The organism is Prosthecodimorpha staleyi, from assembly GCF_018729455.1.
In the GTDB taxonomy this organism is placed as follows: domain Bacteria; phylum Pseudomonadota; class Alphaproteobacteria; order Rhizobiales; family Ancalomicrobiaceae; genus Prosthecodimorpha; species Prosthecodimorpha staleyi.
The window spans coordinates 537,186-552,268 of the sequence record NZ_JAHHZF010000001.1; the positions used below are offsets into that span (position 1 = coordinate 537,186).

A 15,083-nucleotide genomic window follows, 5' to 3' on the forward strand; every position below is an offset into this window, starting at 1 on the left:
GCGGGTGGAAGCCACCCGCCGGGCGGGCCGGCTCAGCGGCCGAACAGACCGAGCGGCAGCAGGTCGTGCGAGATCAGGTAGAGCATGCCGGTGACGGTGACGACCGAGACGAGCGTGCCGATCAGCACGGTCGAGGAGGCCCGCTCGACATAGACATTGTATTGCCGGGCGATGACGAAGACGTTGAGCGCCGGCGGCAGCGAGGCCATCAGGGTCGCGGTCATCACCCAGACCCGGTCGAAGCCACCGATCCAGTTGAGCACCACGAAGACCAGGACGGGGTGCAGGATCAGCTTGATCGCCAGCATGAAGCCGATCTCGTGCGGCACGCGCCGGATCGGCCGCTGCGCCACCGTGACGCCGAGGGCGAACAGGGCGCAGGGCGCGCTCGATCCCATCAGGTAGTTCAGGATCTTGTCGATGAACACCGGCGGGCGGAAGCCGATCGCCGCCGCGCCGACGCCGACCATGGTGGCGATGACGAAGGGATGCAGGAAGATGCCCTTCAGGATCGACACGACCATCGCGCCGGCCCGCTCGCGGTTCTCGCCGCCGAGCGCCATCAGGAGCGGGATCAGCGTGAACAGCACCACGGTGTCGAAGCAAAAGATCAGCGCGGTCGGCACGGTCGCGGCCGGCCCGAGCGCGGCCAGCGTCAGGCCCGGGCCCATATAGCCGATGTTCGAATAGGCCGAGCCGACCGCCACGATGGTCGCCTCGCGTAAGTTTCCGCGGGTGGCGAAGATGCCGACCACCAGCCCGAGCGCCAGCGCCACCGCGGTCGCAAACGAGGTGCCGGCGACATAGGCCCAGTTGGCGAGCTGCTCGATCGGCGTCTTCGACAGGAGCTGGAAGAACAAGGCCGGCAGCGAGACGTAGATGATATAGAAATTCAGCCAGGCGAGGCCCTCGTCCGGGATCTTGTTGATCAGCCCGCAGGCATAGCCGATGAAGATCAGGCCGAAGAACGGCAGGGCGAGGGTCAGGACCTCGTTCATGGTCGGTCTTCAGCTGGAGGGATCGGGAGGCTCGCAGACGGTGGAACCGGATGCGCTTCGTTGCACCGGGACCGACGGTCGGCTATGGACGTGCCGTTACCTGCTCGCCGGCTCCGGGTCAATTCCCGACCGTGCATGGGTGCCCCTCTCGTGGAATCGCCGTGCCGCCTGGATCCCCCGTGCCCCCCAGAGCCAACGCGCCGTCCGGACCCGGCGCGCCGGGTCTGCCGCCGCCGAGCCTGAAGCACCGTCTGGAAGCCGCCGGCGTGGCGGTGGCGCGCGCCCTGTTCCGGGCGCTGCCGATGGATGCCGCCTCCGCGCTCGGCGGATGGCTGTGGCGCCGGATCGCGCCGCTGACGCCGCGCCACGAACGCGCCCTGACGCATCTGCAGATGGCCTTTCCGGACCTCAGCGACGCCGAACGGCGCGCCATCGCGCGCGCCATGTGGGACAATCTCGGCCGCGTCTTCGCCGAGACCTTCGTGCTCGACCGTTTGGCCGCCGACCCGTCCCGGCTGATCATCGGCGACATGACGCCGGCCGCGCGGATCGCCGCCTCGGGCCGCGGCGGTGTCGTCGTTTCGCTGCACATGGCCAATTGGGAACTGTCGGCCCAGGCCCTGGTCCGGCTCGGCCTGAAGCCGACCGGCATGTATCAGCAATTGCGCAATCCGCTGGTCGAGGCGACGGTGCGGGTGCTGCGCGAGACGGTCTTTCCCGGCGGCCTCTTCGCCAAGGGCGGCGACGGCGGGGCCGATACGGCGATGCGGGTGGTCGGCATCGTCCGGCGCGGCGGCTGCCTCGGCATCCTCGGCGACCTGCGCGAGCCGACCGGACCGGCCGTGCCCTTCTTCGGGATGACCGCCTACGCCACGCCCTTCCCGGCCCTGGTCGCGCGCAGCCTCGGCGTGCCGCTGGTCGCCGCCCGGATGCGGCGCCTCGACGGCGCGCGCTTCCGCATCGACGCGGTCGAGATCGAGGTGCCGCGGACCCGGGACCGCAAGGCCGACGTGGCGGAGGCGACAGCCGGGCTGCACCGCGCCTTCGAGACCTGGATCCGTGAAGATCCGGAGCAGTGGTTCTGGATCCATCGCAAATGGGCGCCGCCGGGCAACAAGGACGCCGCGCGCTGAGCATCGGCGCACCGGCCGGGCGTCCGGCGGAGGGAACCTGCAGGGCGGCGGCGGCCGGGCCTGGACGCCGCACCCGGCTTTCGACCCATTGCCGGCGCAGCGCCATCCCGGTAGAGGTCGCTCAGACATTGCTGCAATGCGATTACCGACAAGCCGACGAGGATGCCATGAAGAGCCCGCGTTCCTTCTTCAAGCCGCTCGCCATCGGGGCGCCCGAGCCCTGGCGCGACCTCCCCGTCCGGCTGGAGCGCATGATCCATTTCGTGCCGCCGCATCTCGACAAGCTGCGCGCCAAGGTGCCGGACCTGGTCCGGCAGGTCGACGTGGTGCTCGGCAATCTCGAGGACGCCATCCCGGCCGACCAGAAGGTCGCGGCGCGGCGCGGCTTCATCAAGATGGCGCAGGAGGTCGACTACGGCGCGACCGGGTTGTGGACGCGCGTCAACTGCCTGAATTCGCCCTGGATCCTCGACGACCTGACCGAGATCGTGGCCGAGGCCGGCAACAAGCTCGACGTGATCATGCTGCCGAAGGTGGAGGGTCCCTGGGACATCCACTATCTCGACCAGCTGCTCGCGCAGTTGGAGGCCCGCCACGGCATCGCCAAGCCGATCCTGATCCACGCCATCCTGGAGACCGCGGAGGGCGTCAAGAATGTCGAGGCGATCGCGCTGGCCTCGCCGCGCATGCACGGCATGAGCCTGGGCCCGGCCGATCTCGCCGCCTCGCGCGGCATGAAGACGACCCGCGTCGGCGGCGGCCATCCGGACTATGCGGTGCTGGCCGATGCGCAGGGCGACGCCCCGCGCACCGCCTATCAGCAGGATCTCTGGCACTATACCGTCGCCAAGATGGTCGATGCCTGCCAGTCGGCCGGCATCAAGGCCTTCTACGGCCCCTTCGGCGACTTCTCCGACCCGGCCGCCTGCGAGGCGCAGTTCCGCAACGCCTTCCTGATGGGCTGCCTCGGCGCCTGGTCGCTGCATCCGACCCAGATCGACATCGCCAAGCGGGTCTTCTCGCCCGACCCGGCGGAGGTGCGCTTCGCGGCTCGCATTCTTGACGCCATGCCGGACGGCACCGGCGCGGTGATGATCGACGGCAAGATGCAGGACGACGCCACCTGGAAGCAGGCCAAGGTGATCGTCGACCTCGCCCGCCTGGTCGCCTCCAAGGATCCCGCGCTGGCGGCGGCCTACGGCCTCTGATTCGTCCGACAGCGCTTGACAATGCCACGCCAGAACAGGCTATACGTCGACGTTATGACGCCTCATCACACCGCGTTTCAAGCCATGGACGAGATCCCTCGGGCCAAGTTCCGGATCGGTCAGGTCGTCCGCCACCGGGTCTATCCGTTTCGTGGCGTGGTCTTCGACGTGGATCCGGTCTTCAGCAATACCGAGGAATGGTGGCAGGCCATCCCGGAGGACATCCGGCCACGCAAGGATCAGCCGTTCTACCATCTCTATGCAGAGAACGCAGAATCCGAATACGTCGCCTATGTCTCGGAACAGAATCTGGTGGCCGATACCTCCGGCGAGCCGCTGCGCCATCCCCAGGTCGAGGAAGCCTTCTTCGAAGACGACAACGGCGACCTGCGCGCCCGCGAGCGGGTCATGAACTGATCCGCCGCCCGGATCCGCACGGGGACCGGGCCAGCGGTGTTGCCCGACAAGCCCGCATCACGTCCGACACCGCGCCGGTACCCGCCGGCGGCCGCACACTCGCAGGCGCGTGCCGCTACAGCCATTTCGGGACGGTGACGCGCTCGGCGACCATCAGCGCGTCGATCAGGCGGCCCGGGTCGGCCTCGACCACGATGGCGCCGCGATGGGCGGCCGGCAGGAAACCCTCGGCGATCATGTGGTCGATGAAGGCGACGAAGGGCTGCCAGTAGCCGGACACGTCGAGAAGCCCCATCGGCGTGTCGAGATCGCCGAGCTGGTTCAGCGTCCAGGCCTCGGCGAATTCCTCCAATGTCCCGACGCCGCCCGGCAGGGCGACCAACGCATCGGCCATCCCGGCCATGCGAGCCTTGCGGTCGCGCATGGTGGCGACGATCTCGTGGCTGGTCAGGCCCGGATGCAGGTGGCCCTTGCCGTTCAGGCGCTCGGTGATCACGCCGTGAACCCGGCCGCCGCCGGCCAGGGCCGCGTCCGCCGTGACGCCCATCAGACCCTTGTGGGTGCCGCCATAGACCATCGCGATGCCGCGCCGGGCCAGTTCCGCACCGAGTTCGGCGGCCGCCGCCCGATAGGCGTCGCCGCGCCCGAAATTGGAGCCGGAATAGACGGCAAGGCTGCGGATCGACGGCATGGCGGCTCCATGTGTGGCCCGGGTGCAAAATCGCCGCGATTCCGACGCCTTGCGGCGGGAATCCGGTCGGAATTCTTTGACGCTCTTGCGCTATGGGTGTAGCTCGCTCCCTCGACGACGGCGACAGGATTCCGATCCGGATGATTTCCCAGAAAGCCCGCTACGCCTTCAAGGCCCTGATCGCGCTGGCGCGCATCGGACACGGCGCCAGCCTGCAGGCCCGGGAAATCTCCGCCCAGGAAAACGTGCCGCAGAGCTTTCTCGAGCAAATCCTGCTCGATCTGAAGCGCGCCGGCATCATCGGCAGCCGGCGCGGCCGCGAGGGCGGCTACACGCTGATCAAGGATCCGACCACCATCTCGTTCGGCCAGGTGCTGCGCCTGATCGACGGCCCGGTGGCGCCCCTGCCCTGCCTGTCGCGCACGGCCTACCGGCGCTGCGAGGACTGCGCCGACGAAGGCCGCTGCGAGGTGCGCCGCGTCTTCGCCCGCATCTACGATGCCCAGGTCGAAATTCTCGATTCCACCTCGATCGGCGACGCCCTTCTGGCCGGGCCCGCGCCGGAGATGCTGGCACCGCTCCTCGAAGCCAGCTGACGGCCGGAGCCTCCGCCTCATGCGTCTGGATACACTGATCAAAGGCCGCGGCGGCGCCTTCCTGCGGCGCGTGAGCGTCGTATCCGGCATGACACTGGTGTCGCGCGCCACCGGCTTCCTGCGCGACATCGTCATCGCCAACCTGCTCGGTGCCGGTGCGCTGGCCGATGCCTTCTTCATCGCGCTGCGCCTGCCGAACCATTTCCGCGCCATCTTCGCCGAGGGCGCCTTCAACGCCGCCTTCGTGCCGACCTATGCCGGAACGCTGGCACGCGACGGACTGGAGGCGGCCCAGGCCGCAGCCGGACGTATCGTCTCGGCCCTGATGCTGTTGCAGATCGTCCTGCTGCTGGTCGCCGAAATCTGGACGCGCGGCCTGCTCGAATGGGTGACGCCCGAATTCGGCAAGGGCGAGCTCGCCGACCTGACCGTGGCGCTGACCCGTGTCACCTTCCCGTATTTGGCGGCGGTCACGCTGGTGACGGCGATCGGCGCGGTGCTCAACGCGCACCAGCGTTTCGCCGCGGTCGCCGCGGCACCGGTGCTGTTCAATCTCGGCATCATGGCCGGGCTCGCTCTCGGCGCGCCACTCGGCAGCCCGGCCTATGGGGCCGCCTGGGGCGTCGCCGCGGCCGGCCTCGCCGAGGTCGTGCTGGTCGTCTGGGCGGCCCGGCGCGCCGGAATCCTGCCGGCGGTACGCAAGCCCGCGCTCGACCCGGCGGTCCGGACCTTCCTGGTCCGTCTCGGCCCGGCCCTGATTGGTTCGGGCGCGGCGCAGATCGCCATGTTCGCCGATACGATCCTGGCCGCCGCGCTGCCGGCCGGGGCGGTCTCGGCGCTCTACTATGCCGACCGGCTCTATCAGCTGCCGGTCGGCGTCATCGCCGTCGCCCTCGGCACCGTGCTGCTGCCGGAACTCTCGGAGCGCTTCGCCCGCGGCGATCTGGCCGGCGCGCAGTCGGCCCGGCGCCGCGCGCTCGTCGCCAGCGTGGCCGTCACCGCCCCCTTCGTGGTCGCCTTCTCGGTCTATGGCGATACCCTGATCCGGCTCGTGTTCGCCCATGGCGCCTTCCGGCCCGAGGCGGTCGACCGCGCCGGCGACACGCTGCAGGCCTATGGGCTCGGCCTGATGGCGGTGGTCATGCTCCGCCCGGTCGTCGCCAGCTTCCAGGCGCGCGGCGACACGCGCACGCCGATGCTGGTCGGCCTCGGTGTGCTGGTCGTCAATGTCGGGCTGAAGATCGCCCTGACCGGGATGATCGACGTGCAGGGCCTGGCGCTCGCGACCTCGGCGGCAGCGTGGTCGAACCTGATCATCCTGATGGCCCTGTCGCACCGGATCGAACGCCGGCTGACGCAGGAAGCCGCCGCGCGCGCATCCGAGACCCCCGGCGTCTGACCCTCCCCGACCGGCTGCGAAATTATTTCGCGGCCGCTGTCGAAGCCGGGCATGCTGGCGGCTCATGGGGGCGCGGGGGTCGACCGGCCTCCCCGCCGCCTCGCTCCGTCACCGCGGGGCGCGGCCGTTGCCGACCGATCCGGCCGGAGGGAGACCGACAATGCAATATCTGATCGCCTTCATGGAAAGCCCCGCGACCTTCGAACACCGCTCGCCGATTGATAATTCCGGTCCCGACATGGGCGCCTGGTACGCCTATATCGGCGCGATCCGGGCCAGCGGCATCGTGACCGGCGGCGCCGGGTTGATGCCGCCCTCGACCGGCGCGGTGGTGACCGTGCGCGACGGCGGACGCCAGGTCGTCGACGGTCCCTATCCGGACAGCAAGGAACAGCTTGGCGGCTTCTTCATCGTCGAGGTGCCCGACCTGGACACCGCGCTGGAATGGGCCGCCCGCAGCCCCGCGGCGAGCGACGGCTCGGTGATCGTGCGGCCGCTCATGCCGCCCATGCCGTGACCGGGAGCGACCGGCCGGACATGAAGACCATCGACGCGCCGCCGGCACCGGGGGCCAACGCGCGGGCGGCGGCCGAGATGGCGGTCCGCGCGTCCTATGGCCGGCTGGTCGCCATCCTGGCGGCGCGTTCGCGCAATATCGCGGCGGCGGAGGACGCGCTCGCCGACGCCCTCGCCGCGGCCCTCCTGCGCTGGCCGGAAGACGGCGTGCCGGACCGTCCCGAGGCCTGGCTCCTGGTCGCGGCGCGGCGCCGCCTCGGCCAGGCCGCCCGCCACAACCGGGTGCACGAAGCGGCGGCGGCCGAAATCCGGCTCCTGGTGGACACCATGACCGAGACCGATCCGGCCGCCATTCCCGACGAGCGGCTGAAGCTCATGTTCGTCTGCGCGCATCCGGCAATCGAACCGGCGGCCCAGGCGCCGCTCATGCTGCAGTCTGTGCTCGGCCTCGATGCGGCCCGGATCGCGGCGTCGTTCCTGACCTCGCCGGCCGCCATGTCGCAACGGCTGGTGCGGGCCAAGGCCCGGATCCGCGAAGCCGGACTGGCCTTCGAAGTGCCGGGGCGCGACGAACTGGCCGGCCGCCTCGACGCCGTCCTGTCGGCCGTCTATGCCGCCTATGGCACCGGGTGGGACGGTGCCTTCGGCGACGACCCGCGCCGCGCCGGTCTTGCCGAGGAGGCGATCTGGCTCGGCCGGCTGATCGTCGGGCTTGCCGGGCCGCAGCCGGAGGCGCTCGGCCTGCTCGCGCTGATGCTCGCCAGCGAGGCCCGCCGCCCGGCACGCCGCGATGCGGCCGGCCGCTTCGTCGCGCTCGCCGACCAGCATCCGGCGCTCTGGGACGGCCTTTTGATCGACGAGGCGGAGGATTTGCTGCGCCGGGCCGCCACATTCGGGCGCCCCGGACGGTTCCAGATCGAGGCCTGTATCCAGTCGGTGCACCTGTCCCGGCGCCTGACCGGCCGCACGGACTGGACGGCGCTGGCGGGCTTCTACGACCTCCTGGTCACCCTGGCGCCGACGGTCGGCAACCGGGTCGCCCGCGCGGCCGCCATCGCGGAGGCCGACGGGCCGGCGGCAGGCCTGGCCGTGCTCGACGCGCTCGCGGCCGCAGCCGACGCCTACCAGCCCTATTGGGCGACGCGCGCCCATCTCCTGGCCCGCAGCGGCCAGCCCGCCGAGGCCGCGGCGAGTTTTCTCCGCGCCGCCGGCATGGCCGAGGACCCGGCCTTGCGCAGCTACCTGCTTGGCCGGGCGGCCACCCTCGCGAGCTGAACGCGCGCGTTCCCCGCGCGCGCCGCCGGTGATCAGAAAGTCTAGCGGTTCATCACCACGATGGTGGCGTTGAGCAGCGTTGCGTAGCTGACCCAGGCGAGATAGGGCACGAATAGCCAGCCGGCGACGCGGTCGATCGCGCCGAAGCGGCGCAGCGTCATCAGGACCGAGATCCAGAGCGGCACGATGACGGCAAGGCCGAGCGTCGGATTCTCCGCGCCGAAGAAGGCCGGCGTCCAGAGCGCGTTGAAAGTCAGCTGGACCGCGTACCAGCCGAGCGCGACCCGACGCGCCGGACTGGCCGGCCCCGACCAGACCCGCCACGCGGCCACCGCCATCATGATGTAGAGCAGCGTCCAGGCGACCGGGAAGGCCCAGCGCGGCGGCGTGAACCAGGGCTTGGCGAGGCCGGCATACCAGGTCGCGATCTTCGAAGCCGTCACGATCCCGCTGGCCCAGCCGATCAGAAGGGTCACGACGATGAAGGCAGCCAAGATCAGCCAGCGATACGGGCGCGGCATTTCGTCCCGAAAGGCGGATATTGCGGTCATCGGCTCAGACAACTCCATTGTGCATTGCAATATAAATGGGGCGATCGGCCCCCCCGGCAAGATGCAGCCAAGATGTCGCAGGGGCGGATTTCTGCCGCGCCGCCATGATCAGATATCGCCTGCGACAGGACGGTCGCGCGAGGGTTGCACCGCCAAACGACAGGGCTGTCCCGTTCGCGCCGCCTCCGAACTGCGGACCGCCCCCTGCACCGTCGCCGGCGGTATTACCCAAACTCATATGTGGCCAAACACCGCCGCCGCCCTTGCAGGCCGGCGGCGGGTTCAGCGGACCTCGGCGCGGATCCAGTCGCGGAAGCGCTGGGCGCTGTCGGAGAGCGGCACGTCGGTCGGATAGACGAGATAGAAGGCATTGTCGGAGACGAGCGCCGTCTCGATCGGGCGGATCAGGTCGCCGCGCGCGATGAAATCCTCGGCGAGGCGCTGGCCGCACAGGGCGATGCCCTCGCCGCGGATCGCGGTCTGCAGCAAAATCAGATAGTTGTCGAAGGTGAAGCCGCGTTTGGTGGGGCGCATGGTGACGCCCAGCTGCTTGAACCAGGCCTCCCAGGTGACCCAGTTGCGGTCGAAGGCGCCGAGATGCAGCAGCGTCTCGTCGAGCAGGTCCTCGACCGATTTCGGCGGCTCGCGGCCTTCCAGATAGCGCGGACTGCAGACCGGCCAGATCTCGTTGCCGAACAGCCTTTCCGCAACGACGCCAAGCCATTGGCCCGAACCGTAGCGGATCGCCACGTCGATTCCGGCCGACACCAGGTCCGAAACCGGGGCCGAGGCGACCAGGCGCAGATCGACATCCGGATGGGCGGCGCGGAAATTGTTCAGACGGCCGACCAGCCAATAGGATGCGAAGGTCACGCTCGAGGAAACGGTCAGATCCTTCGGGCCGCGCCGGCGGCGGATGTCGACGCAGACGGTCGCGATATATTCGAGGCCCATCGTGGTGGCATAGTGAAGCCGCGTGCCGTCCTTGGTCATCGTCAGGCCGCGCGCCTGGCGCTGGAACAGCGGCGCGCCGAGCGAAGCCTCCAGGGCCTGGATCTGGCGCGACACCGCGGCCTGGGTCAGACCCAGCTCGCTCGCGGCGCGGGTGAAATTCAAATGCCGGGCGGCGGCCTCGAAAATCACGAGGCTGTTCACGGGCGGAAGTGTGCGGCGCAGCGAAGCCATGATCCTACCTCATGCCCGTATAAACATTCTTGCCGTTTTCATCGGTAATGCCGGATCCCACCATGGCGTTAAGGAGAAGGCGCCGCTCTCCATCGCCGGGTTGCATCGGCCGGGGCGGCGGATCCTTTCTAAGCCACGCCATTGAGGAACGCCATGCGCTATCATCCCGGTCTCTTCATCCCCGGCCCGACCAATGTCCCCAACGAGGTGCGCATGGCCATGAACCTCCCGATGGAGGACATGCGCTCGCCGGACTTCCCCAAGCTGACCCTGCCGCTCTTCGCCGACCTGAAGAAGGTCTTCAAGACCGAGACCGGCCAGCCCTTCATCTACCCGTCCTCGGGCACGGGCGGCTGGGAAGCCGTGCTCTCCAACACGCTCAATCCGGGCGACAAGGTGCTGATCTCGACCTTCGGCCAGTTCTCGCTGCTGTGGGCCGACATGTGCCAGCGCCTCGGCTTCGACACCCAGGTGGTCGAGGTCGAATGGGGCGAGGGCGTCCCGGTCGAGACCTTCCACGACATCCTGAAGGCCGACACGGAACACAAGATCCGGGCGGTCCTGACCACCCAGAACGAGACCGCGACCGGCGTCACCTCCGACATCGGCGGCGTGCGCAAGGCGATGGACGCGGCCGGCCATCCGGCCCTGCTGTTCGTCGACGGCGTCTCCTCGGTCGGCTCGATCGACTTCCGCATGGACGAATGGGGCGTCGACGGCATCGTCTCGGGCTCGCAGAAGGGCTTCATGCTGCCGACGGGCCTGGCCATCATCTGCGTCAGCCAGAAGGCGCTGGAGGCGCACAAGTCGTCCAAGATGGGCCGCTGCTTCTTCTCGTTCGAAGACATGGCGCGCATGAACAAGGACGGCTACTTCCCCTACACGCCGGCCACCACGCTGCTGCGCGGCCTGCGCGCCTCGCTCGACCTGATGTTCGAGGAAGGCCTGGAGAATATCTTCGCCCGCCACCACCATGTCGCCTCCGGCGTGCGCGCCGCGGTCGAGGCCTGGAACGGCTGCCGCCTGGTCGCCGCCGCGCCGAAGTGGCATTCCGACACCGTCTCGGCGATCTACGTGCCGGCCGGCGTCGATGCCGTCCGCGTCATCCGCCATGCCTATGACCGCTACCACACTTCGTTCGGCTCGGGCCTGAACAAGCTCGGCGGCAAGGTGTTCCGCATCGGCCATCTCGGCGCGATGAACGAACTGATGCTGCTCGGCGCGATCTCGGTCGCCGAAATGGCGCTGGTCGATTGCGGTGCCAAGATCGAGCTCGGCTCCGGCGTCGCCGCCGCGCAGGGCGTCTACACGACCCGCCGCAACTCCCTGGCGCAGGCGGCCTGACCCCGCCGCCGCGACGACCGCCGGGCCCCCGGTCCGGCGGTCGCGTTTCCGGAGGTTCGCCTCCAAGGCCGGTTCGCTTCGATGGCGAGCGACGGCCCGGGCCGCAGGACAAACCGTTGCGGCCGCCACCGAACAACACAACACTTCCGCTGGTCCGGCGCCCCGCCGGCAAAACCGCCCTTCGAGGGAGGAAGAGCATCCTATGAGCTTCACCCAGTACAAGCCCGTGGCGACGCGCCTGCAGCGCTCCGAACTCGCCTGCCCGGGCTCCAACCCGACGATGATCGACAAGGCCGCCGACAGCGCCGCCGATTTCGTGTTCCTCGACCTCGAGGACGCCGTCGCCCCCGGCGACAAGGAGCAGGCCCGCAAGAACATCATCCAGGCGCTCAACGACATCGACTGGAAGGCCAAGGGCAAGACCGTGTCGGTCCGCATCAACGGCCTCGACACGCACTACATGTATCGCGACGTGGTCGACGTGGTCGAACAGGCCGGCTCGAAGCTGGATACGATCCTGATCCCGAAGGTCGGCACCCCGCACGACGTCTACATGGTCGAGGCCATGGTCGCCCAGATCGAGGAGGCCAAGCGCCTGCCGAACCGGATCGGCCTGGAGGCCCTGATCGAGACCGCGATCGGCATGGCCAATGTCGAGGACATCGCCCGCCAGCACTACACCAAGCGGCTGGAGGCGCTGCATTTCGGCGTCGCCGACTTCGCCGCCTCGCGCCGCTCGCGCACCGTGGTGATCGGCGGCCTCAACCCGGACTATCCGGGCGACCAGTGGCACGCCGCCATCGACCGGATGGTCACCGCCTGCCGTGCCTTCGGCCTGCGCGCGATCGACGGCCCGTTCGGCGACTTCAACGCCCCGCAGGACTATATCGCCGGCGCCAAGCGTGCCGCGGTGCTCGGCTGCGAGGGGAAGTGGGCGATCCATCCCTCCCAGATCGCGCTCGCCAACGAGGTCTTCTCGCCGCCGCCGGCCGAGGTCGACCGCGCCAAGCGCATCCTGATCGCCCTCGACGAAGCCGCCGCCCAGGGCAAGGGCGCCGCATCCCTCGACGGCCGCATGATCGACGCGGCCTCGGCCCGCATGGCCATGAACGTGGTCAAGGTGGCCGAGGAGATCGCCAAGAAGCAGGCGGCCTGAGCCAGGCCGGTCCGGTGCGCCCGTGAGGGCCGTGCCGGGCCGGACCCTTCCGGGCCTCGCCGGGGCCTTGACTGCGCGGCCCGCCGATCGCGGAGGCCCGCGAAAAGCCGATGCATCCTGCGGACGCGGCGAATGACGGCCGCAGGCAACCAAACCGACCGAACGCACCACCCGGCCTTCGGCCACCTTTCCCGCCCCCGGGAAAGGGGAAGGAAGACGCACGCCCTTATGCCCGCATGAACCGCATGCCGGACCGCCTGCGCCGCCCCGACCGCTGACGCCACTCACCCGAGGAGCCGACAATGGACATTCACGAGTATCAGGCGAAAGAAATTCTCGCGAAGTTCGGGGTCCCGATCCCCAAGGGCGGGCTGGCCTATTCGCCCGAACAGGCGGCCTACCGGGCGCGCGAGATCGGCGGCTCGGTCTGGGTCGTCAAGGCCCAGGTCCATACCGGCGGCCGCGGCAAGGCCGGCGGCGTCAAGGTGTGCAGGACCGAGAACGAGGTCGAGGAAGCCGCCGACCGGATGCTCGGCCGCAAGCTGGTGACGCACCAGACCGGTCCGGCCGGCAAGATGGTCGGCCGGCTCTATGTCGAGGGCGGCGTCAACATCGCCAAGGAGCTCTATCTCGGCTTCGTGCTCGACCGCTCCGAACAGCGCGTCATGGTGATCGCCTCGACCGAGGGCGGCATGGAGATCGAGGAGGTCGCGGCGGCGACGCCCGAGAAGATCGTGCGCATGCCGGTCGAGCCCGCGGTCGGCATGCAGGCCTTCCAAGCCCGCGAGATCGCCTTCGCGCTCGGCATCCCGGCCAATTCGGTGACGGAAGCCAGCCAGCTGATCCTGCGCGCCTACCGGGCCTTCCGCGACAAGGACGGCACGATGCTGGAGATCAATCCGCTGGTGCTGACCCATGAGGGCCACCTCGTCGCGCTCGACGCCAAGATGAGCTTCGACGACAACGCGCTCTTCCGCCACGCCGACATCTCGGAGCTGCGCGACAAGAGCCAGGAGGATCCGCGCGAGACGCAGGCCGCCGACCGGGGCCTGTCCTATGTCGGTCTCGAGGGCGATGTCGGCTGCATCGTCAACGGGGCGGGCCTCGCCATGGCGACCATGGACATGATCCTTCTCGCCGGCGGCGCGCCCGCCAACTTCCTGGATATCGGCGGCGGCGCCACGCCCGAGCGGGTCGCCAAGGCGTTCCGGCTGGTCACCCAGGACGGCAACGTGAAATGCGTGCTGGTCAACATCTTCGCCGGCATCAACCGGTGCGACTGGGTCGCCCAGGGCGTCGTCAAGGCGGTCGAGATGACCAACCTGAAGCTGCCGCTCGTGGTCCGGCTGGCCGGCACCAATGTCGAGCTCGGCCAGCAGATCCTGCGCGAGTCCGGCATCAACGTCATCACCGCCGACACGCTGGCGGAAGCCGCCGAGAAGTCGGTCGCCGCGGCGAAGTCCGTCGCCGCCAAGGCCGCGGCCTGAGAGGAGCAAGACCCATGTCGGTTCTGATCAACAAGAACAGCCGGATCCTCGTTCAGGGCATCACCGGCAAGATCGGCTCCTTCCATGCCGAGGACATGATCCGCTACGGCTCGCCCGTGGTTGGCGGCGTGACCCCCGGCAAGGGCGGCACCGAGGTGCACGGCAAGCCGGTCTTCGATACCGTCAAGCAGGCCGTCGAGGCGACCGGCGCCGACACCACGATCGTGTTCGTGCCGCCGCCCTTCGCGGCCGATTCGATCATGGAAGCCGCCGATGCGGGCATCAAGGTCTGCGTCTGCATCACCGACGGCATCCCGGCCCAGGACATGATGCGCGTGAAGCGCTACATGCGCCGCTACAAGGCCGACAGCCGCATGCGCCTGCTCGGGCCGAACTGCGCCGGCGTGATCACCCCCGGCGAGGCGCTGGTCGGCATCATGCCCGGCCACATCTACCTGCCTGGCCGCATCGGCATCGTCGGCCGCTCCGGTACCCTCGGCTACGAGGCGGCCTCGCAGCTGAAGGCGGTCGGCCTCGGCATCTCGACCTCGGTCGGCATCGGCGGCGACCCGATCAACGGCTGCTCGCATCGCGACGTGCTCGAACTGTTCGAGAACGATCCCGACACCGATGCGGTGATCATGATCGGCGAAATCGGCGGACCGCAGGAGGCCGAGGCTGGGCAGTATGCGCGCGACCACATGACCAAGCCGGTCTGCGCCTATATCGCCGGCCTGTCCGCCCCGAAGGGCCGCAAGATGGGCCATGCCGGCGCGATCGTGTCCGCCTTCGGCGAAAGCGCGGCCGAGAAGGTCGAGATCCTGAAGGGGTGCGGCGTCACCATCGTGCCGACCCCGTCGGAATTCGCCCCGACCGTGCAGAAGATGCTCGCCGAGCGCGGTCTCCTCGCGGCCGCGGCGGAGTGATCGGCCGGCCCGGACAGCGGACGCATCGCGCCCCGCCCCGGCCCACCGTCCCTGCCGTCCCGCCCCTCCCCCGGATCGGCCCCGCCAGGAGCGCCGATCCGGGTGCCTTCCTCGACGTGGGCGGCCGCGCGGGACCGCATCCGTGGCGGGCCTGCGACAACCGATGTCGCAGGTACCCGTGGCATCCCAGACGCCAGAATG

At 69.4% G+C, this 15,083-nt stretch carries 15 protein-coding genes; 11 read left to right on the forward strand and 4 right to left on the reverse strand.

Annotated features, from left to right (window positions below):
- Positions 1-32: 32 nt before the first annotated feature.
- Entirely contained in the window at positions 33-998 is a 966-nt protein-coding gene (locus tag KL771_RS02320) for an AEC family transporter (RefSeq protein ID WP_261966945.1), read from the reverse strand.
- A gap of 179 nt (positions 999-1,177) precedes the next feature.
- Here KL771_RS02320 and KL771_RS02325 point away from each other — a divergent pair, with 179 nt between their 5' ends.
- The 3 genes from KL771_RS02325 to hspQ all read left to right on the forward strand — a co-directional run bounded on the left by KL771_RS02325 (position 1,178) and on the right by hspQ (position 3,756).
- Entirely contained in the window at positions 1,178-2,131 is a 954-nt protein-coding gene (locus KL771_RS02325; RefSeq protein WP_261966946.1) for a lysophospholipid acyltransferase family protein, read from the forward strand.
- A 167-nt stretch (positions 2,132-2,298) separates the two neighbouring features.
- Positions 2,299-3,339 (forward strand): HpcH/HpaI aldolase/citrate lyase family protein, encoded by a 1,041-nt coding sequence (locus KL771_RS02330; protein ID WP_261966947.1) that lies wholly within the window; start codon positions 2,299-2,301, stop codon positions 3,337-3,339.
- A gap of 84 nt (positions 3,340-3,423) precedes the next feature.
- Positions 3,424-3,756, forward strand: a complete 333-nt coding sequence (hspQ, locus tag KL771_RS02335) for a heat shock protein HspQ (RefSeq protein WP_054361441.1) — start codon at positions 3,424-3,426, stop codon at positions 3,754-3,756.
- A gap of 115 nt (positions 3,757-3,871) precedes the next feature.
- Here hspQ and KL771_RS02340 read toward each other — a convergent pair whose 3' ends face one another.
- Complete coding sequence (locus KL771_RS02340) at positions 3,872-4,447, reverse strand: LOG family protein (RefSeq protein ID WP_261966948.1); 576 nt, start codon at positions 4,445-4,447, stop codon at positions 3,872-3,874.
- A gap of 140 nt (positions 4,448-4,587) precedes the next feature.
- Here KL771_RS02340 and KL771_RS02345 point away from each other — a divergent pair, with 140 nt between their 5' ends.
- From KL771_RS02345 to KL771_RS02360, 4 genes are all read left to right on the forward strand, one after another.
- A complete protein-coding gene (locus KL771_RS02345; RefSeq protein WP_054361440.1) occupies positions 4,588-5,043 on the forward strand; it encodes an RrF2 family transcriptional regulator in 456 nt (151 codons plus the stop codon).
- Between the two features lie 19 nt (positions 5,044-5,062).
- Entirely contained in the window at positions 5,063-6,442 is a 1,380-nt protein-coding gene (murJ, locus tag KL771_RS02350) for a murein biosynthesis integral membrane protein MurJ (protein WP_261966949.1), read from the forward strand.
- A 160-nt stretch (positions 6,443-6,602) separates the two neighbouring features.
- Complete coding sequence (locus KL771_RS02355; protein ID WP_261966950.1) at positions 6,603-6,959, forward strand: YciI family protein; 357 nt, start codon at positions 6,603-6,605, stop codon at positions 6,957-6,959.
- Positions 6,960-6,979: 20 nt separating this feature from the next.
- Positions 6,980-8,233, forward strand: coding sequence for an RNA polymerase sigma factor (locus KL771_RS02360; RefSeq protein WP_261966951.1), 1,254 nt, complete (start codon positions 6,980-6,982; stop codon positions 8,231-8,233).
- 41 nt (positions 8,234-8,274) lie between these two features.
- Here KL771_RS02360 and KL771_RS02365 read toward each other — a convergent pair whose 3' ends face one another.
- Together KL771_RS02365 and gcvA are read right to left on the reverse strand one after the other, a co-directional pair.
- A complete protein-coding gene (locus tag KL771_RS02365) occupies positions 8,275-8,784 on the reverse strand; it encodes a TspO/MBR family protein (RefSeq protein WP_261966952.1) in 510 nt (169 codons plus the stop codon).
- A gap of 282 nt (positions 8,785-9,066) precedes the next feature.
- Complete coding sequence (gene gcvA, locus KL771_RS02370; protein WP_054361438.1) at positions 9,067-9,969, reverse strand: transcriptional regulator GcvA; 903 nt, start codon at positions 9,967-9,969, stop codon at positions 9,067-9,069.
- Between the two features lie 153 nt (positions 9,970-10,122).
- Here gcvA and KL771_RS02375 point away from each other — a divergent pair, with 153 nt between their 5' ends.
- The 4 genes from KL771_RS02375 to sucD all read left to right on the forward strand — a co-directional run bounded on the left by KL771_RS02375 (position 10,123) and on the right by sucD (position 14,882).
- The gene (locus KL771_RS02375) at positions 10,123-11,313 is read left to right on the forward strand and encodes an aminotransferase class V-fold PLP-dependent enzyme (RefSeq protein WP_140941460.1); all 1,191 of its coding nucleotides are present in this window, start codon (positions 10,123-10,125) and stop codon (positions 11,311-11,313) included.
- Between the two features lie 202 nt (positions 11,314-11,515).
- Entirely contained in the window at positions 11,516-12,469 is a 954-nt protein-coding gene (locus KL771_RS02380) for an HpcH/HpaI aldolase/citrate lyase family protein (RefSeq protein WP_261966953.1), read from the forward strand.
- Positions 12,470-12,771: 302 nt separating this feature from the next.
- Complete coding sequence (locus KL771_RS02385) at positions 12,772-13,956, forward strand: malate--CoA ligase subunit beta (protein ID WP_261966954.1); 1,185 nt, start codon at positions 12,772-12,774, stop codon at positions 13,954-13,956.
- A gap of 14 nt (positions 13,957-13,970) precedes the next feature.
- Entirely contained in the window at positions 13,971-14,882 is a 912-nt protein-coding gene (gene sucD, locus KL771_RS02390; RefSeq protein WP_261966955.1) for a succinate--CoA ligase subunit alpha, read from the forward strand.
- Positions 14,883-15,083: the final 201 nt, after the last annotated feature.